The sequence below is a fragment of the Halopenitus salinus genome (genome assembly GCF_055397165.1).
On the sequence record NZ_AP043853.1, the window covers coordinates 1,539,335 to 1,558,259 of the forward strand.

At 68.9% G+C, this 18,925-nt stretch carries 15 protein-coding genes, 1 tRNA gene and 1 pseudogene; 9 read left to right on the forward strand and 8 right to left on the reverse strand.

Annotated elements, in window-relative coordinates; genetic code table 11:
- Positions 1-98 precede the first annotated feature (98 nt).
- Positions 99-2,180 carry a DEAD/DEAH box helicase gene (locus tag ACZ5YD_RS09535; RefSeq protein WP_379742902.1) on the reverse strand — a complete coding sequence of 694 codons (2,082 nt, stop codon included), beginning with the start codon at positions 2,178-2,180 and terminating at the stop codon, positions 99-101.
- A 220-nt stretch (positions 2,181-2,400) separates the two neighbouring features.
- Here ACZ5YD_RS09535 and ACZ5YD_RS09540 point away from each other — a divergent pair, with 220 nt between their 5' ends.
- A complete protein-coding gene (locus ACZ5YD_RS09540; protein ID WP_379742905.1) occupies positions 2,401-3,492 on the forward strand; it encodes a geranylgeranyl reductase family protein in 1,092 nt (363 codons plus the stop codon).
- A 33-nt stretch (positions 3,493-3,525) separates the two neighbouring features.
- Here ACZ5YD_RS09540 and ACZ5YD_RS09545 read toward each other — a convergent pair whose 3' ends face one another.
- The 4 genes from ACZ5YD_RS09545 to ACZ5YD_RS09560 form a co-directional block, all read right to left on the reverse strand.
- On the reverse strand, positions 3,526-5,493 hold the full coding sequence (locus ACZ5YD_RS09545; RefSeq protein ID WP_379742908.1) for a PAS domain S-box protein: 1,968 nt from the start codon (positions 5,491-5,493) through the stop codon (positions 3,526-3,528).
- A gap of 4 nt (positions 5,494-5,497) precedes the next feature.
- Entirely contained in the window at positions 5,498-7,000 is a 1,503-nt protein-coding gene (locus tag ACZ5YD_RS09550) for an ATPase domain-containing protein (RefSeq protein ID WP_379742910.1), read from the reverse strand.
- Positions 7,001-7,125: 125 nt separating this feature from the next.
- Positions 7,126-8,232: a CAF17-like 4Fe-4S cluster assembly/insertion protein YgfZ gene (ygfZ, locus tag ACZ5YD_RS09555; protein ID WP_379742914.1), complete on the reverse strand. Its 1,107-nt coding sequence runs from the start codon at positions 8,230-8,232 to the stop codon at positions 7,126-7,128.
- A 93-nt stretch (positions 8,233-8,325) separates the two neighbouring features.
- Positions 8,326-8,622 carry a DUF6432 family protein gene (locus ACZ5YD_RS09560; RefSeq protein ID WP_379742916.1) on the reverse strand — a complete coding sequence of 99 codons (297 nt, stop codon included), beginning with the start codon at positions 8,620-8,622 and terminating at the stop codon, positions 8,326-8,328.
- Between the two features lie 89 nt (positions 8,623-8,711).
- On the opposite strand from ACZ5YD_RS09560, the gene ACZ5YD_RS09565 reads away from it, so the two are divergent.
- Positions 8,712-9,080: a dihydroneopterin aldolase family protein gene (locus ACZ5YD_RS09565; protein WP_379742918.1), complete on the forward strand. Its 369-nt coding sequence runs from the start codon at positions 8,712-8,714 to the stop codon at positions 9,078-9,080.
- Between the two features lie 45 nt (positions 9,081-9,125).
- Here the strand turns inward: ACZ5YD_RS09565 and ACZ5YD_RS09570 are convergent, their stop codons facing one another.
- On the reverse strand, positions 9,126-10,301 hold the full coding sequence (locus ACZ5YD_RS09570; protein ID WP_379801168.1) for a lamin tail domain-containing protein: 1,176 nt from the start codon (positions 10,299-10,301) through the stop codon (positions 9,126-9,128).
- 269 nt (positions 10,302-10,570) lie between these two features.
- On the opposite strand from ACZ5YD_RS09570, the gene ACZ5YD_RS09575 reads away from it, so the two are divergent.
- From ACZ5YD_RS09575 to ACZ5YD_RS09590, 4 genes and pseudogenes are all read left to right on the forward strand, one after another.
- Positions 10,571-11,977, forward strand: coding sequence for a 4Fe-4S ferredoxin N-terminal domain-containing protein (locus ACZ5YD_RS09575; RefSeq protein WP_379742923.1), 1,407 nt, complete (start codon positions 10,571-10,573; stop codon positions 11,975-11,977).
- Positions 11,974-13,317: an NrfD/PsrC family molybdoenzyme membrane anchor subunit gene (nrfD, locus tag ACZ5YD_RS09580; RefSeq protein WP_379742926.1), complete on the forward strand. Its 1,344-nt coding sequence runs from the start codon at positions 11,974-11,976 to the stop codon at positions 13,315-13,317. The genes ACZ5YD_RS09575 and nrfD overlap by 4 nt, the downstream gene beginning before the upstream one ends.
- A gap of 38 nt (positions 13,318-13,355) precedes the next feature.
- Positions 13,356-13,553, forward strand: a pseudogene (locus ACZ5YD_RS09585) (hypothetical protein); the annotation flags it as partial.
- A 141-nt stretch (positions 13,554-13,694) separates the two neighbouring features.
- Entirely contained in the window at positions 13,695-14,954 is a 1,260-nt protein-coding gene (locus ACZ5YD_RS09590; RefSeq protein WP_379742929.1) for an Mrp/NBP35 family ATP-binding protein, read from the forward strand.
- A 6-nt stretch (positions 14,955-14,960) separates the two neighbouring features.
- Here ACZ5YD_RS09590 and ACZ5YD_RS09595 read toward each other — a convergent pair whose 3' ends face one another.
- Positions 14,961-15,404 carry a hypothetical protein gene (locus ACZ5YD_RS09595; protein ID WP_379742932.1) on the reverse strand — a complete coding sequence of 148 codons (444 nt, stop codon included), beginning with the start codon at positions 15,402-15,404 and terminating at the stop codon, positions 14,961-14,963.
- A gap of 209 nt (positions 15,405-15,613) precedes the next feature.
- Here ACZ5YD_RS09595 and ACZ5YD_RS09600 point away from each other — a divergent pair, with 209 nt between their 5' ends.
- Positions 15,614-16,057 (forward strand): acyl-CoA thioesterase, encoded by a 444-nt coding sequence (locus ACZ5YD_RS09600; protein ID WP_379742935.1) that lies wholly within the window; start codon positions 15,614-15,616, stop codon positions 16,055-16,057.
- 220 nt (positions 16,058-16,277) lie between these two features.
- Here the strand turns inward: ACZ5YD_RS09600 and ACZ5YD_RS09605 are convergent.
- Positions 16,278-16,351: transfer RNA gene (locus ACZ5YD_RS09605), tRNA-Val, on the reverse strand.
- A gap of 61 nt (positions 16,352-16,412) precedes the next feature.
- Here ACZ5YD_RS09605 and ACZ5YD_RS09610 point away from each other — a divergent pair.
- Both ACZ5YD_RS09610 and ACZ5YD_RS09615 read left to right on the forward strand, forming a co-directional pair.
- Positions 16,413-16,877, forward strand: coding sequence for a DUF192 domain-containing protein (locus ACZ5YD_RS09610; RefSeq protein ID WP_379742938.1), 465 nt, complete (start codon positions 16,413-16,415; stop codon positions 16,875-16,877).
- 73 nt (positions 16,878-16,950) lie between these two features.
- On the forward strand, positions 16,951-18,921 hold the full coding sequence (locus ACZ5YD_RS09615; RefSeq protein WP_379742941.1) for an ABC transporter ATP-binding protein: 1,971 nt from the start codon (positions 16,951-16,953) through the stop codon (positions 18,919-18,921).
- Positions 18,922-18,925 lie beyond the last annotated feature (4 nt).

An 18,925-nucleotide genomic window follows, 5' to 3' on the forward strand; every position in this document is an offset into this window, starting at 1 on the left:
ACCTCCTACTACCCGGATGGCCCGCTAAAGGGTTTCGTTCGTGCGGGATTCGACCACCTCGACCGCCGGTCGCCCGCCCGATCGGCGTCCGGTTTGGTCTACCGATCGTCGTCCTCGCGAAGCTCCAGCTCCGCGACGAGGTCGTAGGGGTCCGTCCCGTTTCGGATCCCGTTCAGGATGAAGAACGCCTCGTCCGGGGAGAGGAAGTGCCGGGTGATCCCCCGGCCGAGCGGGGTCGGCTCGAACCCCTCGATGAACTCCCACTCCAGCAGCTTGCCGACGGCGTGTTTGGTGGGAACGTCGCCGATCATCCGGTCGTTGAGCCGTTTGGCCTGCTTGCCGGCGACGGTGACGTTCGCGAGCGTCTCCTCGACGGCGGCGGTCTCGTCGTACAGCGTCGCGACGTCCTCCATCTCGCCTTTCAGGAGGGTGAACGCCACCTCGTCCTCGGTCCGCTCCATCGAGTTGTGGTAGGTGCAGTCGGGCTCGACGAGCAGGTAGACGGTGCCGCGGTCGTGGTAGTCCGGCCGGCCCGCCCGCCCGAGCATCTGGGAGAACTCCTGGACTGAGAGCCACTCGATCCCCATCGCCAGCGAGTCGAAGATCACCTGCGAGGCGGGGAAGTCGACGCCGGCCGCGAGCGCGGCCGTGGTGACGACCGCGGAGAGGTCCTGATCGAGGAACTGCCGTTCGACCTGCTTGCGGCGGCCGTACTCGAGGCCGGCGTGGTAGGGCGCCGAGGCGTACTCGAGCTTCCGGCTGATCTCGTGACAGCGCCGCCGGGAGTTGGTGAAGACGATCGTCTGGCCGCGGTACCCCTTCGAGGACTCCCGGTCGAACTCGCGTTTGACGAGCTTGTTCGCGATCCGCGTCTTCTCGCGGCCGTCCGCGAAGGTGACGTGGCGTTCGATCGGGACGGGTCGTTCCTCGAACTCGATGAGCGTGGCCTCGAGCTCGCCGGCGAGCCACTCGGGGTTGCCGACCGTCGCCGACAGGTAGACCCACTGGGCGCCGTCGTAGCCCGCACGCTCGGCGGCGCGCCGCTCGCTGTAGTACTTCAGCCGCGAGATGAGCCCGTCGAGGCGGTGGCCGCGCTCGCCCTCCTTCAGCGTGTGCACCTCGTCGATCACGACCGTCCCGACGTCGCCGAGATCCTTGCCCGTCCGCAGCGCGTGGTCGATCCCCTCGTAGGTCCCGACGATCACGTCGGCGTTCGGGTCGAACCGGGTTCCGTCGTCGTCGATCCGCGAGGATCCGACCCGGATCGTGACGTCGAGGACGTCGCCGTACCGGTCGCGGAGGTCCTCGTGTTTCTGGTTGGCGAGCGCGACGAGCGGGACGAGAAAGAGGAGCTTGCCGTCGCCCGAAAGCGCCCGATCGATGCCGGCCAGCTCGCCGACGAGCGTCTTGCCCGTCGCCGTGGCACTCACCACGAGCTGGTCGCGGCCATCCAGGAGTCCGTTCCGCACGGAGAGGCTCTGGACGGGAAGCAGCTCGTCGAATCGGTCGCGGGTGCGCTCGGCCAGCTCCGGGTGGAGGTCGAGGTCCGCCGTCCGGACGGGACTCACGTCGTCGACGGTCGCGGACACCTCGTCGTACTTCGTCAGGTCGGGATCGAGCCCGCCCGAAAGCAGGTTCGCGATCCGGTCGAGGTCCTGGACCTCCATGAGAAGCTCCTCAAGGCGGTCCTCGGCCGCGCTCGTGAACCCGCCGCCGTTCGTCCCGCCGGCGCCGCTCGCGAAGGACAGCTCGCGGTCGAGCTCGCGTTTCGCACACTCGGGACAGATGTGCTCGTCGTTGTGGGCGATCGCCGTCTCTCCCGTGATCGGCGAGTAGCGCCCCTCGGCCGCACACCGACGACAGGTCCGCACGACCGCCGCCTCGAGCTGGTACCCGTCGAGGGCGGCGCGGAGTCGCTTGCGTCCCTCCGGGGAGGTCTGTTGGGAGATCCGTATCCGCGAGGCGCCGCGCGCCAGCTCGACGAACTCCTCGGGGCGGCGCGGCTCGGCGTCGTCACCGCGGACCGCGTGGAACTTGCCCGGACGCGGGCCGGCGTCGGTGTCCTTCAGCTCCAGGCGCCCTCGGAACACGCGCGAGCCGTCGCGGACCGCGGCGACGACGTAGTGGCCCCGCGCCTCGTGGAGGAACAGCGTTTCGACGTCGGCGAGCTGCGTTGACACTACCGGCGCGTAGGCGATCCGGCTACTTCAGCGGTTCGTCTCGGGGTGTGGCGTGCGATCGGACCACGCAGGACGGCGGTCGTCCGCGACCTCGCCGGGCAACTCGAACCGCCCTCGTCGACCGATCCGAACGCAGACTCGCCGAACGACACGAACGCGAATGGTCGGGGAGGCGCCCCGACGGGAAAGCCCTTTCAACGCCGGGTACTCCCGTTCTGACATGTACGACTTCGCCGTGGTCGGCGTCGGCCCCGCCGGCGCGCGGTTCGCTCGCCGGGCCGCCGAGGCCGGCCACGACGTCGTCGCCCTCGAGAAGGGCGAGGTCGGTACCCCGCTCGCGTGTTCCGGCCACGTCTCCACGGACATCTGGGAGTACGTCCCGGACGACGCGAAGCCGAATCTCCGACAGAACCGCGTCCGCGGCGCGCGGTTTCACGTCGGCGGTCCGGGGTCGCGTTCGTATCCCTTCTACAAGCGCGAGGCGGTCTCGAACGTGATCGACCGCGTCGAGCTCGATCGCACCCTCTCCGATTGCGCCCGCGAGGCCGGCGCGGACGTCCGGGAGGGCCACACCGTCACGGGGATCGACGAGCGCGCCGACCGGGTCGTCCTCGAGGTCTCGGTCGCCGAGAGCGCGGGGGGCGGCACCGAGACGATCGAGGCCCGGATGGTCGCCGGCTGTGACGGTCCCGTCTCGCGCGTGCGGCGATCGCTCGATCTGCCGGAGCCCGAGGAGACGCTCCACGGCGTGCTCGCGTTCGACTCGGAGCCGGACGACGGCGACTTCGTCGACGTCCACCTCACGGCTCCGAGATTCTTCGCGTGGCGGATCCCCCGCGGGAACGCCGGGGTCGAGTACGGCCTCGCGGCGCCCCCGAGCGCGGACGTGACGGACATGTTCGACGCCCTCACCGACGCCTACGGCGTCGAGACCGACCGCTTCTGCTCGGGAGCGATCCCGATCGGCCCGCCGGGGACGGTCACGAGCGATCGCGCGTTCCTGATCGGCGACGCGGCCGCCCAGACGAAGCCGTTCACCGGCGGCGGGATCCTCTACGGGATGACCGCCGCGGACGCCGCCGCAGACCGGATCGAACCGGACGACCCGACGACGCTCGCCGACTACGAGTCGGCCTGGCGCGATCGGCTCGCGCGTGAGATCCGGCTCGGCAAGCTGGTCCGCGCCTGCTACTCGCTTCCCGAACCGGTCCAGCACGTCGGGCTCCGCGCGCTCTCCGGGGAGATCGGCGTCCACATGGATCGGCCCTCCTCGTTCTTCTCCCGCGAGCAGTTCCGCCGACTCCTTCGGTAGGGAAGGTGTGGAGCCAACTGGCAGCCCCGCGTCCTATTCGATCGCGGAGGCGTCGGACTCCTCGACGATCGGAACGTGAAGCGTGACGATCGAGCCGCGTGGTTCGTTCGGGACGTAGGAGACTGCTCCGTCGATCGCCTCGACGGCCCAGCGGACGAGCCAGAGACCCATCCCCGAGTCGTGGTCGGTCGGCGTCTCCGCGGTTCCCTCGAGGGCGTTTCGCTCGCCGACCGGGATCCCGGGACCGTCGTCGACGACGTGGACGAGCACGTCATCGCCCGCCCGTTCGAGGAGCACCTCGATCGTCGCATCCGCGCCGGCGTGCTCGATGGCGTTCGAGAGGAGCTCCTCGATCGCGAGTTTCAGGCTTCCGTTCGATCGCACCGCCGCGGTCCGGAGATCGCAGTCGATGTGAACGTCGGGTTGTCGTTCCTCGACGGCGTCCACCACCTCCGTGATCAGGTGGTCGATCCGGACCTGTTCGGCCACGTCGGCGTTCCGCATCGCCGAGCGAAACCGTCGAGCGGCGTCGGCAAGCGAGATGAGGCTGTCCGCCGCCCGGGTGATCGCCGCCGCGTGTTCCGCGGGATCGCCGTTTCCGGCCCCGATCTCCGCCGCGTGGCCCGTGACGAGGTTGAGCCGGTTGCGCAGGTCGTGGCGAAGCACCCGATCGAGCACCGCCAGGCGCTGTTCGCGCTCGTGGCGGTCGCTGACGTCGCGTTGGAACCCGAGGAAGTACTCCACCTCGCCGTCGTCGCCCTCGATCGGCGTGATGTCGAGCTGGTTGTGCCACTCCGTACCGTCGGGCCGGCCGTTTCGGATCTCCACGGAGACCGGCTCGCCGGCGTCGATCGCTTCCCGCAGTCGGTCGACCGTCTCCGGGTCGGTGTTCTCCGTCTGCAGGACCCGCGGGTTTCGGCCGAGCAGTTCGTCGCGGGAGTAGCCGGTGAGACGCTCGAACTCGTCGTTGACGTAGATGAGCGGGTTGTCCGGAAGCGAGGGATTCGTGATCGAGATGCCGACCGTCGCGGCGTCCATCGCCCGCCTGTACAGCTTGAGCTGCTCCTCGCGTGCCTGACGCCGCGAGATGTCGTGGGCGAGTATCTGGACGGTGTCGCCGCCCTCGTCGTCGATCCGGGCGATGGCGAGTTCGGCCGGGATCGCGTACTCGTTTCGCCGGAGGGAAGCGTCGACGAACTCGATGGCGGCACCCGGCGCCACCGACTCCACGATCGAGGCGACCCGATCGCGGTCCGCCTCGTCGACGAATGACACGAACCGTTCGCCCTGGACGTCGCCGTCTCGAACGCCGAGCGTCCGCTCCCCGGCTGCGTTCACGTACTCGATCCGGCCGTCGCGGACCAGAAACACCGCCGCCGGCGTGTGCTCGAGGAGCCGCCGGTACCGCTCGCGACTCCCCGCGAGCTCCCGCGAGAGCCGGCGCGTCCGGAGTGCGCCCTCGAGGCGCCGCTTCAGGATCGGCGTTCGAAGCGGGGTCGAGACCACGTCGGTGACGACCGCGGCCAGCTCCGCGGGCAGGGCGGCGAGCGCCTCGCCGGTGTCCTCGGAGGTGAGAAGCAGCGTCGGAAGCAGCACGCTCGAACGGCGCTGCCGCTCCGTGAGGACGTCGGCGACCTCCCCGAGCGTCCGGCGATCGACGATACACAGATCGAACCGCGCCGCCTCCATCTCGGCCGAGCCGAGCCGAACCGGTTCGTACCCGCGCTCCTCGAGCCAGGAGACGAGAAGCCGCTCGTGCCCCTCGCGGGTCAGACAATACGCGATCCGGGTACGGGGGTCGCGGCCGTCGTTCTCCTCGCGCTCTCCGAGCGTCACGCCCCCGTCGACGGCATCGACCGCCGGACGAGCGATCCACGGGGACTCGGAGGGATCGCCTCGCCGTTGGATGGGGTCGTCCGGACGGCGATTGCGACCCGACGGACCCCCGGCTGGTGCCGTCTCGTCGCCCCCCGATCCGTTCGACGCCTCGTGGTTGCTCATGTGCTCAGGTCGGTCGGTTACCCTCGGCGTCGACGTCGGTCTCCCCAACGGTGCCGGTCCGCTCCTCGTGGACGAACTCGGGCGTGCCCGTGAGGATGCCACGCAGTCCCGAAAGCGGTTCCCCGAGAACGAGCCCGTCGTTCGTGATCTCGAACTCGCGGAGCGTCCGCTCGAAGTCGCTCGCGCGTTTCTTCAACACGCCGGCGGCCTTCCGCAGCTCGCCCGACACCTCGATGTAGCGCAAAAAGAGGATGTTGTCGGCGAGGTAGCTGATCTTCGAGCTCGTCGGCGTGAACTCGCCGGTCACGGTCCCGACGTCGTCGACGAGGATCACGGTGACGCCCATGTTCCGCAGGTACCGACAGAGCGCGTGCAGCTCGCGGACGAGGTCGTCCGACTCCCCGCGAAGCGAGAGGCGATACCCCGAGATCCCGTCGAGCATCACGACGCGCGCGTCCCGCTCTTCGACCTCCGTTCGCACCTGCGCCGCGAACTCGTCGGGCGAGACGGAAAGCGGCTCGATCTCCTCGATCGCGAGCGACCCCTCGTCGATCATCTCGTCGATCGGGACGCCGATCGACCGCGAGCGGTGGAGGAAGGTGGCCATCGACTCCTCGAACATGTAGATCGCCGACCGCTCCCCGCGTGCGGCCGCCTCCTTCATGAAGTGGGACCCGGTCGTCGTCTTGCCGACGCCGCTGGGGCCCGAGATCACGGAGACCGTACCGCGCTCGATCCCGCCCGAGAGGAGCGCGTCGAGCTCCGAAACGCCCGACGAGACGGTTTCGGCGGTGAACTCCCTCGAGTGGATCTCCGGGGCGAGACGGGGGTAGACGCACATCCCCTCGTCCGTGATTCGCACCGTGTGCGCGCCCGATTGGAAGTCGGAGCCACGGAACTTCGTCACCTCGATCGTCCGGCCCGTCTCGGCGTACGAGAGCCGAACGCTGCCGTCACAGAGGTACTCCAGGTCGTCTACGGACCGGTTCGGCGTCGACTGGGTCGTAAAGAGGACCGTCGCCCCCGCGTCGGTCAGATACTGCATGAACGCGGTGGCCTCGCGTCTGAACGCCCGGTCGTCGCTGACGAGCTGGCGGAACTGGGTGAGCGGATCGACGAAGACGCGGTCGGGATCTGTCCGATCGACCGCGTCCTCGATCTCCTCGGCCACGCGCCCCGCCTCGGTCTCCTCCGGGCCGAACAGCCCGTAGGTGCGTTCCTCCGTGAACGCGTCGTCGTCGGGGGTCAGATCGAGGAACTCGACGTCCGAGAGGTCGAACCCGAGGGAGGACGCGTTCTCGCGGAGCCGGTCGGTCGGCTCCTCGAAGTTCACGAACAGCGTCGACTCGTCGGCCTCGGCACCGCTGGTCAGAAAGTGGAGTCCGAGGATGGTCTTACCCGTGCCCGGACCGCCGCGAAGCATGTAGGAACGTCCCGTTCGGAGTCCCCCCGAGAGCACTCGATCGAGCCCGTCGATCCCCGTCTCCACCCGCGAAGATGCAGACATCCGGTAGACACACGGGATCCAGGATAATCAATATACCCCTCCGGAGCGGCGTCCGACGGACCTCATTCGGCCGGAGCGGCGATCGGCGCGATCTCACTCGATCGAGAACGCCGATCGGCCCGCCCTCACTCGGGATAGCTCGGGAGTCGCGCCGATTCGGCGCTTCCCGCCTCGAAGAGAAGTTCGACCCGTGTCGCCGGGACGTCGTCACCGTCGGCGCGAACGGAGAGCGATGACCCGGGAGCGGTCGCGTCGTACTCCACGTATCCGAGGGCGATCGGCCCACCGCTCGTCGGGCTCTCGACCACGCGCGTGAGCTCGCCGATCGCCGCGTCCCCGTCGACGATCGCGGCGCCCGTGGTCGGGCGGGCGGCGGCGTCTCCGGGGAGGGAAACGCCGATCAGCCGGCGGCTCGGCCGCCCCTGGTTCTCGACGCGGGAGACGACCTCCTGGCCGACGTAACAGCCCTTGTCGAAGTCGAGCGCGTTGCGGATCCCTGCCACGTTCGGAACCCGACCCGCCAGCTCGTACTCGAAGAGCGGCGTGCCGGCCTCCGCGCTCAACGCGTCCCAGGTCCGGTAGCCGAACGGGGCCGCGTTCAGCCCCCGAGTGAGGAGGGTGTCGAACACGCGGGGGGCGTCCTCGGCGGCACAGACGACCTCGTAGCCCTCCTCGCCGAGCGGGGCGTCGCTCGCGACCACGGTCACGCCGGAGTCGACCATCGTCCCTCGAACGAACGAGAGCGCGGGCTCGGGCGAACCCGCGCCGTTGAGCACCGAGGCGATCTTCTCCGTCGCCGTGGGGCCGTGAACGCCGAAGACGCCGAACTCCTCGGAGGCGTCGCGAACCTCGACGTCCTGGATGAACACCTTCCCGAGCCAGTCGTCGACGAGGGGGGCGACCCGGTCCGGCGGGGTGAACACGAGCAGTCGCTCCCCGGCGTTGTAGACGTACATGTCCGTCTCGATCCCGCCCTGCGGGTCGAGCAACAGCGCGTAGACCCCCTCGCCGTCCGACTCGGGGACGCGGTTCGAGACCGCGTTGTCGACGAACTCGACGCGGTCGTCCCCGCTCACGACCGCGATCCCGTAACCCATCTCGATCGCCCCGACCCCGTTTCGGACCGCACGCCCGACGCTATGGGGACGACCGTAGTGGTCGACGACCTCCCGTCCGCCGCGCTCGACGAAGGTGGCCCCGTGGTCGGCGTGCGCGTCACTGACCAGCGTCATACCGATCCGGAGTCGCGGCAGAGACAAAAGCCCGCTGGATGCGACGACGATCCGACGAATCGGGAGCCGGCGGGCCGAGAACCGGGGACGGGCTCACAGCCCGAGCTTCGATCGGATGCGCTCCACCAGTCCGTGCTCGTCGTGATCCTCCGTCGGGTCGGGAACGACGCGGTCGTGGGGATACATCCGCAGGCGAGTCTCGGCCTGATCGACGGTGATCAGCCCGTCGTCCTTCAGGTTGCTCAACGCCTCCTCGATCCGGTCGATGTCGGCGTCGACGGCGGCGCGAAGCTCGAAGACGGTCATTCCCTCATCGCCACGATCGACGAGCGCATCGAGGATCTCCACCTCCACCTCCGGCCGGTCGCGATACGCCGACTTCGCTGCCATACCGGACCCACGGTCGGATCCGGTTTACGTGTACCGGCGATTCACCCCGATCGGCGGCTATAACCTCCCGGCGATCCACCCTCCGGGACATGCCCACGGACGCCCACGCCGGGGACGCGCCGACCGACGCCCAGGAGGCCTGCTTCGAGGCCGGGATCAAGTTCGGATCGCTCTACCACCAGTTCGCGGGCACGCCAGTGAGCCCCGCGAGCACGCGCAGCCTCGAGCGCGGGATGGCCGAGGCGATAGAGAACCAGCCCTACTGCGAGTCGGTGACCGTCACGATCCACGACGACCGCGTCCACGAGGCGATCGACCACGAGAACGGCTACACCGAACTCACGGGGTCGCTCATGGACGTCTCGATGCGGATCGTCCGCGATGACGTCGTCGTCCGAACCCGCATGGAGATGGCGGACGGCTACCCGCTCATGCGGCTCGTCGACGTCGAGGCGTGAGAAGGCGGAGAGGTGGTCCCGGAGAGCCGACCTCGAGGACGGCCGTCAATACGCGTACTCGATGCGGGTCGTGCCGTCCGCGGACCGGACGATCACGGTGTCGCCGTCGTTGTTCCAGACCGCGCGATCCGAACCCCAGTACAGCTCCGTGTCGGTGTCGGCCCCGTCGCCCGTGTAGACGGTCACGTGGTCGCCGGGTTCGAGTTCGAACCCGTCCGGGAACGAGTACGCGTTTCCGGCCGCATCCGAGAGGGTCCACCCGCCCAACGCGATCGGGTCCGTCCCGCGGTTCTCGAGGGTCACGTACTCGCCGTTGCGGTTCTCGTGGTCGTTCCCCTCCGCGTCGGCGTGGATCGCGACGACCGCGAGCCCGCCCTCGCTCGTGGCTCCCGCTCCATCAACGACGCGCCCGCCGTCGGTCCAGGCGCCCTCCTCGTAGCCCCACGCCCCGACCCCGTCCTCCCTCGCCGCCGTCTCCGCCGATCGGTAGGCTGACCGCCGCTCGAACTCGCTCTCGTAGAGGCGCGCGTATCCCTCGTCGATCAGCCGCCGGTTGAACGACGTCCGGGCCGACTCGTTTCGGTAGACGTAGACGAGCAGCCGGTCGTAGCTGCCGCGGTAGTCGGCGGTCGGATCCGTCTCGACGTAGACGTCCTCGCCCGCGAGCCGCGTTTCTGCGTGGACGCTCGCTCGATCGCCCCACGCCGCGAGCCAGGTGCGGCCCGCCTCGTCGTCGGGGATCCCCTCCCACTCGGCGGGATCGACGTTCCCGTCGCCGACCTCGGGCGTGTCGACCCCGAGGAGCCGGATCGTGTCCCGCGAGCCGTCCGGGAGTCGCACGTGCATCGTGTCGCCGTCGACGACCTCGATCACCGTCACCCGCGTCCGGTGCCCGGAGGCGACGCCGTCATCCTCGGTTCCGACGTCCGCGTTCCCGTTCCCGCTCGGGATCTCGGGCTCGCCGTCCGCGCCATCGTCGAGGAGACCGTCGGCGCCCGGGATCGACGCCGGGCCGGCCACCGCGCCGATCGCGAGGACGAGAACGGCGACGAGGAGACCGATCGCCGCGAGCGCCTCGATCTCGCCGTGGCTGGCGCGCTCGCCGCGAGTTCCACGCTCGGAACGCTCGCCGTGACTGGCACGGTTGCCACGCTCGCCGTGACTGGCGCGTTCGCCATCGCGTTCGTCGTTCGCGCCCCCCGGGAGATCGATCCGGCTCACCCGGGACGGTTCGAGCGCCACGGACCTAATCGTTGTCCACGGCCGCCGTTCGGGTTCCACTCGCGTGCCGTCGTCGATGTCGTTCCCGAGAATAGCCATGCCTGTCGGCGGCGGCGTTCCCGCGAATCACCGTCCTCCCGGCGTTCGAACATGTTTGTACCACTCGTTACTGTTTCGGAGGTTCGATCCTCGATCGATGTCCCGAACCAGACACGCGGCTTCGACGCTCCGGCGCGGAGTATCGCCGCCCGAAATCCGGGTGATCGGTCGTGGGTGAGGATTCCGGCGACGAATCCGGTCCGAGCCGTGACTCGGGACCCACCGACGAGCGCCCGGAGGCTGCCGCCGATCGAGACGACATCTACGCGCGGGAGCGCCCCGATCCGACGAGCGGCGACGCGTCGGCGGACCGAGCGGGACGCTCGAATGGCTCGGCTCCCGGCGAGGGATCGTCGGTTCCCTCGAAGGCGGAGGCGGAGCGGATGCTCGCGGACGTCGACTACGACGCCGAGCTGGGCGCGGCGATGGCCGAGGACGCCCAGCGCGTCGTGGCCGGCGAGCTCTCGGAGGCCGAGTTCCACGAGCGCTACCACGAGGCAGTCCTCGAGGAGTTCGGACGCGACGCTCGCGAACTCCCCGAGATCCGAGCGGACATGGATGACGAGGTCGTCGTCGACGCCGACGACGAGGAGGGGCTGCGCGAGACGCTCGCGGACATCGCCGACGGCGAGGACCTCTCGCGACGCGAGGTGATGACGAAGGGCGGCGCGGCCGCCATGGCGCTCAGCGTCCTCGCGGGGTCGGGCTCGGAATCCGACCCGCCGGCGGCGACGAGCGATTCCGGCGGCGACGAGGACAAAACCCGCTGGGGGATGGTGATCAACCTCAACAACTGCGACGGGTGTCTCTCCTGTATGGTCGCCTGCGACCAGGAGCACAACCTCTCGCGCGGGTCGAACTGGATGTACGTCATGGCCTACGAGGACGAGCATCAGGCCGGCGAGGAGAACTTCCTCGTTCGCACCTGCCAGCACTGTACCGACTCGCCGTGTACGAAGGTGTGTCCGGTCGGCGCCCGCCACACCCGCGAGGAGGACGGCCTCGTACTCACCGACTACGACATCTGCATCGGCTGTCGCTACTGCGAGGTGTCGTGTCCCTACGGGGTCAACTACTTCCAGTGGGGCGAGCCGGACGTTCCCGAGTCGGAGATCGACGACGACCACCAGATCGACGACCGGGGTCGGTGGGTCGGCTCGCGCCCGCCGGAGGGCGTGATGGGCAAGTGCACCTTCTGTGTCGACAGACAGGACGGCCAGATGGGAGAGGAGAAGGTCGGCACCACCGCCTGCGAGGAGGCCTGTACGATGGACGCGATCCACTTCGGCGACCTGAACGACCCGGAGAGCCCCCCGAACCAGCACTTCGAGGAGTACGTCGACGGCCAGGAGAACGATCTGTCGGAGTTCCCTGAACGCAAGGAACACACGGTCTCGTCCTTCCAGCTCCTCGAGGAGCGCGGTACCGACCCCAACGTCACGTTCATCGGCAACGAGCCCTCCCAGGACGCAGAACAGGTCGAGGGTCCCGTCACCTACGAGGAGATGGGCCTCGTCGACGACCGCAAGGAGGTCCTCGATCGGGGCGCCGCGGCCGCGGGAGGTGAGAGCGCGTGAGCACCGACGACGCCGGCGTCGACGTGACGGCCGTCTCCCGTGAGACGCTCGTGCGTCCGATCACCACGGTCACGCCGCGGTACGCGCTCGCGTTCCTCGCCGCGCTCGCCGCCATCGGCGTCTGGGTCGCCTTCTACCTCCAGCAGCTTCGCCACGGGCTCATCGTCACCAACCTCGCGGACTGGGGCTCCGGCGGCGGGGTGCCCTGGGGGCTGTACATCGGCGCGTTCATCTGGTGGGTCGGCATCGCCCACGGCGGGATCATCCTCTCCGCGGCCGTCCGGCTGCTCGGCATGGACACCTATCAGCCGGTCGCTCGCCTGGCCGAGCTGTTGACGATCGCCGCGTTGACCTGCGCCGGGCTGTTCATCCTCATCCACGTCGGGCGGCCGGACCGGCTCGTCACGAGCGTCGTCCCCGCCTGGCCGACCCGCGTCCAGTGGTCGCCGCTGATGTGGGACGTCACGGTCATCACCGCCTACTTCGTGTTGACCGCGACCTACCTCCTGTTGACCATCCGCTACGACCTCCATCGGCTTCGCGACCGCCTCCCCGACCGGTTCGCGCCGATCTACGCGCTGTTGCTCGTCGGCTACTCCGAGCGCGAGGACGCGGTTGTCGAGCGGATGGTCTGGTGGATCGCCTTCGCGATCATCATCATGGCGCCGCTTCTGTTGCACGGCGGGGTCATCCCCTGGCTGTTCGCGCTGTTGCCCTCGATGGCAGGCTGGGCCGGCGGCGTCCAGGGACCGTCGTTCCTCTCCATCGCGTTGACCTCCGCGGTCAGCGGGATCGTCATCATCGCCGCGGCGTTCCGATACGCCTACGGCTGGGAGGAGCTCATCCCCGACGCCGTCTTCGTCGGGCTCGGCAAGTGGCTCGGCTTCTTCAGCCTCATGTTCCTGTGGCTCCAGCTCCAGCAGGTCATCACCGGGATCTTCGCCGCGCCGACCACCCTCCAGCACGCGACCGAGGTCAAGATCGCGACGCCGCTCTACTGGGTCGCGATCGTCCTCGTCGCGCTCGCGATGGTGTACGTCTTCGCGGCCTCGCTGCGTCCCTCGCTCTTTTCGATCCCCGTCCTCGTCGCGCTCTCCGGCGGCGTGTTGGCGGGTACGCTGATCGAGAAGGTGCTCTTCGTCGTCGAGGGGCTGATGCACGCGCACTTCCAGCTGTATTCGGGCGTGCCCGGGACCTACACGCCCTCGGCCGTCGAGCTGTCGGCGCTGCTCGGCACGATCGGGATCGTGGCGGCGTTCTTCCTCGTCGTCTCGAAGGTGATCCCGGTGGTCGAGCTGCACGCCATCGAGTCCGACCACGAGGAGGTGGACGCGCGATGACCGTCCCGCTCGCCAGCTCGGCCGGCTACGCGCTCCCGTTCGTCGGTCCCGGCACCTACCTCATCTTCGGGATCGTCTTGTTGCCCGTCTACGTGATGGTGATCGCGTGGTTCCTCGGCGACCCCCGCGACGCGGAGACGGGGCTCCTCGGGGTCGGCTACCTCGTCGGGCTCACCACCGCGCTGTGGGGCGGGCTGTTCCTCGCGACGCTGGCCATCGGATACGCGTTCTTCTGAGGCACCCTCTCCCCTCCCTACCACCTACCACGAGACCGATCGAACCGCTCACACCACTCAGACACGACCGATGCGCGCGACGCACAACCGACACGCGCGATCCACGACCAACACACGATCCACGTCCCCGACCCCAAGCCAATGACCGTCACCGAACCCGACCTGATCCACCGACTCACCGACGTGACCGACCCGATGAACGACGACGACGTCGTCTCGCTGGGACTCGTCAACGACGTCTCAATCGAGGGCGGGACCGCCGAGGTCTCGCTGGCGTTCAACGCGCCCTACTCGCCCGCCGAGATCGACGTCGGCGACGCGATCCGCGGGACGATCGAGGACGCCGGCCTCGAGCCCGAACTCTCGGCGGCGGTGGGGGCCGACCACGGCTTCGACGCGGACGTCCTGCCCGGCGTCCGCAACGTCATCGCCGTCGCCTCCGGAAAGGGCGGCGTCGGCAAGACGACCGTCGCAGCCAACCTCGCGGCGGGCCTCCACGACCGCGGCGCGCGCGTCGGCATCCTCGATGCGGACGTTCACGGGCCGAACGTCCCTCGACTGCTCCCGACCGAGAACGAGCCCGGCGTCATGCCCGACGGCGAGATCGTCCCGCCGCGTTCGGACGGCGTCATGGTGATGAGCGCGGACCACATGATGCCGAACGACGACGACCAGCCCGCGGTCCTCCGCGGCCCGATGGTGAACAACGTGATGATGAAGTTCATCACCGAGGTCCAGTGGGGCCGGCTCGACTACCTGGTCGTCGACCTGCCGCCGGGCACCGGCGACGCGTCGTTGAACCTGCTGCAGACGCTGCCGGTCGCCGGCGTGGTGATCGTGACCACGCCACAGGAGATGGCCGTGGCCGACGCCCGCAAGGGGCTTCGCCTCTTCGCCGACCACGACGCGCCGGTGCTCGGGGTCGTCGAGAACATGGCCGCCTTCCGGTGTCCCGACTGCGGGGACACCCACGAGGTCTTCGGCGACGGCGGCGCCGACGCCATCGGCGAGGACTACGACGTCCCCGTCCTCTCGCGGCTCCCCGTCCACCCCGACTTCGACACCGGGTCCCGCGACGGGCCGACGATCCGCGATCCGGAAAGCGACGTCCGCTCCGACCTCTTCGATCTCACCGACGCCGTCGCCGACCGCGTCGGCGCGATCAACCGCCGGAAGGTCGCAGAACACGTCGGCGCCCGCGAGGCCGACGGAGACGGGAGCGGTGCCGGCAAGGGGTCGGACCGCGACGGCGGCGGTCACGGGCGGGACGGCGATCACGACCGGAGCGACGATGACGGACGTGGCGGCGGCGGGCAGTATCGAAGCGGCCACGATCACGGACCCAAGGGTCACGCCTGCGGGGCTCACGGCGAGCCGTCCGCTGCGACGGGGCCGAAGTAAGGGTCGTCAACACGAGTACCACGGTTCGATCGCCCCGTCCCGGCGTAGCGTGAGTCCGATATCCGCCCGATCACACTCGAAATCGGCCGGCAGATCCGGGGCGTACCGCCACGTGCGGGAGACGCCGTCCGCCGTGAACGCGTGTACGCTCGCGGGAGTCGCCTCGATCGCACCGCACCCCGCCATCTTCTCGGGGCCAAGGGAGAACACGCGACTGAATATCATCTCCGCCTCGGCGTCCGTCACGCGGACCGCGATTTGGGCCGTCGACGACGTGTCGTTCAGGACGGTGACCTCGATCGGATCGTCGGTACGGCCGGAGTCGCGTCCCGGGAGTACGCCACTACAGCCGGCGGTCGATGCGGACGCCACGGCGCCGAGCGCGGCGAGAACCCGCCGTCGAGACGATCGGGATTCTCGGAGCGGGGCGGAGGCACGATCGGAGGGCATCGTCGATCCGGTCGGTGCTCCGGTCGAAAAACGGTACCGGACGATCGAGGACCCCGCGGGACCGGACAGGGGATCGGTACACGGATGGTGGAGAGATCGGCCGGAACACGTCACGCGAGTCGGGCTGGGGAACCGGGATGAAGACGTGGCGGGCAACCCGAGGCGAGCAACCGACACGAAACTAAGTCCCTATGGCCCGTCCGTCCGGTATGCCGACTCCATGTGAGACGTACATCGAGAACCGCGTTCGGATACAGCCCGACATGACCAACAACTACGACACCGCCCACGGCGGGGTGGTGATGAAGCTCATGGACGAGGTGGGGGCGATGTCCGCGATGCGTTTCGCCGGCGAGACGTGCGTTACAGCTCGGATATCGGGACTCGATTTTACCCGCCCGATTCCCCGGGGTGACATTGCGGTCGTCGAGGCGTGGGCGTACCGGGTGGGTCGCTCCAGCATCCGGGTGCGAGTCGTCGTCGACCGCGAGGATCCACGGACGGGCGAGCGGAAGCGGACCAGTGAGTCGTGTTTCGTCTTCGTCGCCGTCGACGAGGATGGGTCTCCAATCGAGGTTCCGGAGCTCCACAGTCCGACGGACCGGGACCGCCAACTCGAAGAGCGCGGCCGTGCGGCCGACTCGGCTGAGTGAAATGGGTGTCTCCGTGTACGCACCCTTCAAAACGGACTCGGGCGGGTTCGAACCGACCTCACAGACATGTCTATGACTCACTTCGTTCGTCCCAGAAATGGGCTCGGGCGGGTTCGAACCGGAGCAAGACGGTCGTCTCGCTTCGCTCGACGCTGCGTCTTGCAGGGTTCGAACCGCGCCCCGCCACACCTGCGGCTCACCGTTCGGTTCGCCACAGGAGTGGGCTCGGGCGGGTTCGAACCGCCGACCTCAGCCTTGTAAAGGCCGCGTCATAACCAGCTAGACCACGAGCCCGTACCGTTTCGATCGGCCCCGGAGCGGAAAACGGTTTCTTTCCGCGCCACGAAGCCCGCCCGTGAACCGCCGTCTCACCGTCGTCGGCCTGTTGCTCGTCGCCGCCGCGCTCGGCGTGCTCGCCGTCGACCTCTGGCCCGGCGACCCCGGCGAGTACGAGCGAACCACGATCGAGGTCGAGGACGGCACGACCGGGGACCGACTGGCGACCGTCGACGTCCGGATCGCCGACACCCGGGACAAACGCTACACCGGCCTCTCGGAGACCGACTCGCTCGACCCGAACGAGGGCATGCTCTTCGTCCACGACGAGGTCGGCACCCACGCCTACGTGATGCGGAACATGTCGTTCCCGCTCGACATCCTCTTCGTGGACGCCGACGGGACGATCACGACCATCCACTCCGCGGAGGCCGACTCCGACGACCGCTTCGAGGGACGCGGGAGGTACGTCCTCGAGGTCCGATACGGCTACGCGGCCGAAAACGGGATCGAGGTTGGAGATCGCGTGATCGTCGATCGATGAGCGGGAGAGGCTCGTCGAGCGACGACACCCCGAAGGGAAGCCTCTTTGCCGCGACGGCGGTAGGATCGACCGAATGAGCAGCCCCGAGCGGGAGGGCGACGATCCCTTCGAGGACCAGCGGGAGGCCGTCGAGAATCCGATGAAACGGCTGTTCCGCGAGTACGGCTGGACCTATCGACGGGACGTGGGCGTCGGGATCCTCGCGAGCGTGTTCGCGCGGCTTCTCGACCTCCTCCCGCCGTTGATGCTCGGGATCGCCGTCGACGCCATCTTCGTCACGCCCGCCCAGCGCGAGGCGGGCGAGGTCCCCGCCTTCAGCGAGCAGGTCCCGCTCGTCGTGTTGCCGGACGCGTGGCTGCCGGCCGACCAGCTCTCCCAGTTCTGGTTCACGGTCGGGGTGGTGGCCGGCGCGTTCCTCCTCGGCGCCGGGTTCCACTGGGTGCGCAACTGGGGGTTCAACTCCTTCGCCCAGCACATCCAACACGACGTCCGGACCGACACCTACGACCGGATGCAGCGGCTGAACATGACCTTCTTCGCGGACAAACAGACCGGCGAGATGATGTCGGTGCTCTCGAACGACGTCAACCGCCTCGAGCGGTTCCTCAACGACGGGATGAACTCGCTGTTCCGGCTCGCGGTGATGGTGGTCGGGATCGGCGGCGTCCTCGTCTGGATCAACCCGCAGCTCGCGGCCGTCGCCCTGCTTCCGGTGCCGATCATCGCCGTGTTCACCTACCTCTTCGTCGAGACGATCCAGCCGAAGTACGCGGACGTCCGATCGACGGTCGGAACCCTGAACTCCCGGATCGAGAACAACCTCGGCGGCATCGGCGTGATCAAGTCCGCGACCACGGAGGACTACGAGTCCGACCGCGTCGACGACGTCTCGCTCGACTACTTCGAGGCCAACTGGGACGCCATCGAGACCCGGATCAAGTTCTTCCCCGGGCTCCGGGTGATCGCCGGGGTCGGGTTCGTGATCACGTTCATCGTCGGAGGGCTGTGGGTGTTCCAGGGTCCGCCGGGGCCCTTCTCCGGCGAGCTCTCCCCGGGGATGTTCGTCGTGTTCATCCTCTACACCCAGCGGTTCATCTGGCCCATGGCGCAGTTCGGCCAGATCATCAATATGTACCAGCGCGCTCGGGCCTCGGCGGCCCGCGTCTTCGGGCTGATGGACGAGCCGGCGCGCCTCGAGGAGGACCCGGACGCGCCGGATCTGGTCGTCGACGAGGGACGCGTCGAGTACGACGACGTGACCTTCGGCTACGGCGAGGAGCCGACCGTCTCCGGGATCGACTTCACGGCGGAGGGCGGGGAGACGGTCGCGCTCGTCGGCCCGACCGGCGCCGGCAAGTCGACCCTCCTCAGGCTCCTGCTCCGGATGTACGACGTCGACGACGGCGCGATCCGGATCGACGGCCAGGACGTCCGGGACGTCACCCTCCCCTCGCTGCGGCGGTCGATCGGGTACGTCGGCCAGTCGTCGTACCTCTTTTACGGCACCGTTCGCGAGAACATCACCTACGGCACCTTCGAGGCGAGCGACGAGGCGGTGATCGAGGCGGCGAAGGCCGCCGAGGCCCACGGGTTCATCGAGAACCTGCCGGACGGCTACGACACGATGGTCGGCGAGCGCGGCGTGAAGCTCTCGGGCGGCCAGCGCCAGCGGCTCACGATCGCCCGCGCCGTTCTGGCCGACCCGGAGATCCTCGTCCTCGACGAGGCCACCTCCGACGTGGACACGGAGACGGAGATGCTCATCCAGCGCTCGCTCGACCGGCTGACGACCGACCGCACCACGTTCGCGATCGCCCACCGGCTCTCGACGATCAAGGACGCCGATACGATCCTCGTCCTGGAGGGCGGCGAGATCGTCGAACGCGGCACCCACGAGGAACTGATCGCGAACGAGGGGCTGTACGCGAACCTCTGGGGCGTCCAGGCCGGCGAGATCGAGGAGCTTCCCCGGGAGTTCGTCGAACGCGCGGCCGAGCGGACCGCCGCGATCGACGCCGAGCCCGAGCCCGATCTCGACGACTGAGAGG

Bases quoted from the DNA above. Each gene is read 5' to 3' on its own strand.
- ACZ5YD_RS09550 (WP_379742910.1), bottom strand. From the start codon at position 7,000: ATGTCTGCATCTTCGCGGGTGGAGACGGGGATCGACGGGCTCGATCGA.
- ACZ5YD_RS09560 (WP_379742916.1), bottom strand. From the start codon at position 8,622: ATGGCAGCGAAGTCGGCGTATCGCGACCGGCCGGAGGTGGAGGTGGAG.
- ACZ5YD_RS09545 (WP_379742908.1), bottom strand. From the start codon at position 5,493: ATGAGCAACCACGAGGCGTCGAACGGATCGGGGGGCGACGAGACGGCA.
- ACZ5YD_RS09600 (WP_379742935.1), top strand. From the start codon at position 15,614: ATGCCGACTCCATGTGAGACGTACATCGAGAACCGCGTTCGGATACAG.
- ACZ5YD_RS09590 (WP_379742929.1), top strand. From the start codon at position 13,695: ATGACCGTCACCGAACCCGACCTGATCCACCGACTCACCGACGTGACC.
- ACZ5YD_RS09595 (WP_379742932.1), bottom strand. From the start codon at position 15,404: ATGCCCTCCGATCGTGCCTCCGCCCCGCTCCGAGAATCCCGATCGTCT.
- ACZ5YD_RS09540 (WP_379742905.1), top strand. From the start codon at position 2,401: ATGTACGACTTCGCCGTGGTCGGCGTCGGCCCCGCCGGCGCGCGGTTC.
- ACZ5YD_RS09615 (WP_379742941.1), top strand. From the start codon at position 16,951: ATGAGCAGCCCCGAGCGGGAGGGCGACGATCCCTTCGAGGACCAGCGG.
- ygfZ (WP_379742914.1), bottom strand. From the start codon at position 8,232: ATGACGCTGGTCAGTGACGCGCACGCCGACCACGGGGCCACCTTCGTC.
- ACZ5YD_RS09565 (WP_379742918.1), top strand. From the start codon at position 8,712: ATGCCCACGGACGCCCACGCCGGGGACGCGCCGACCGACGCCCAGGAG.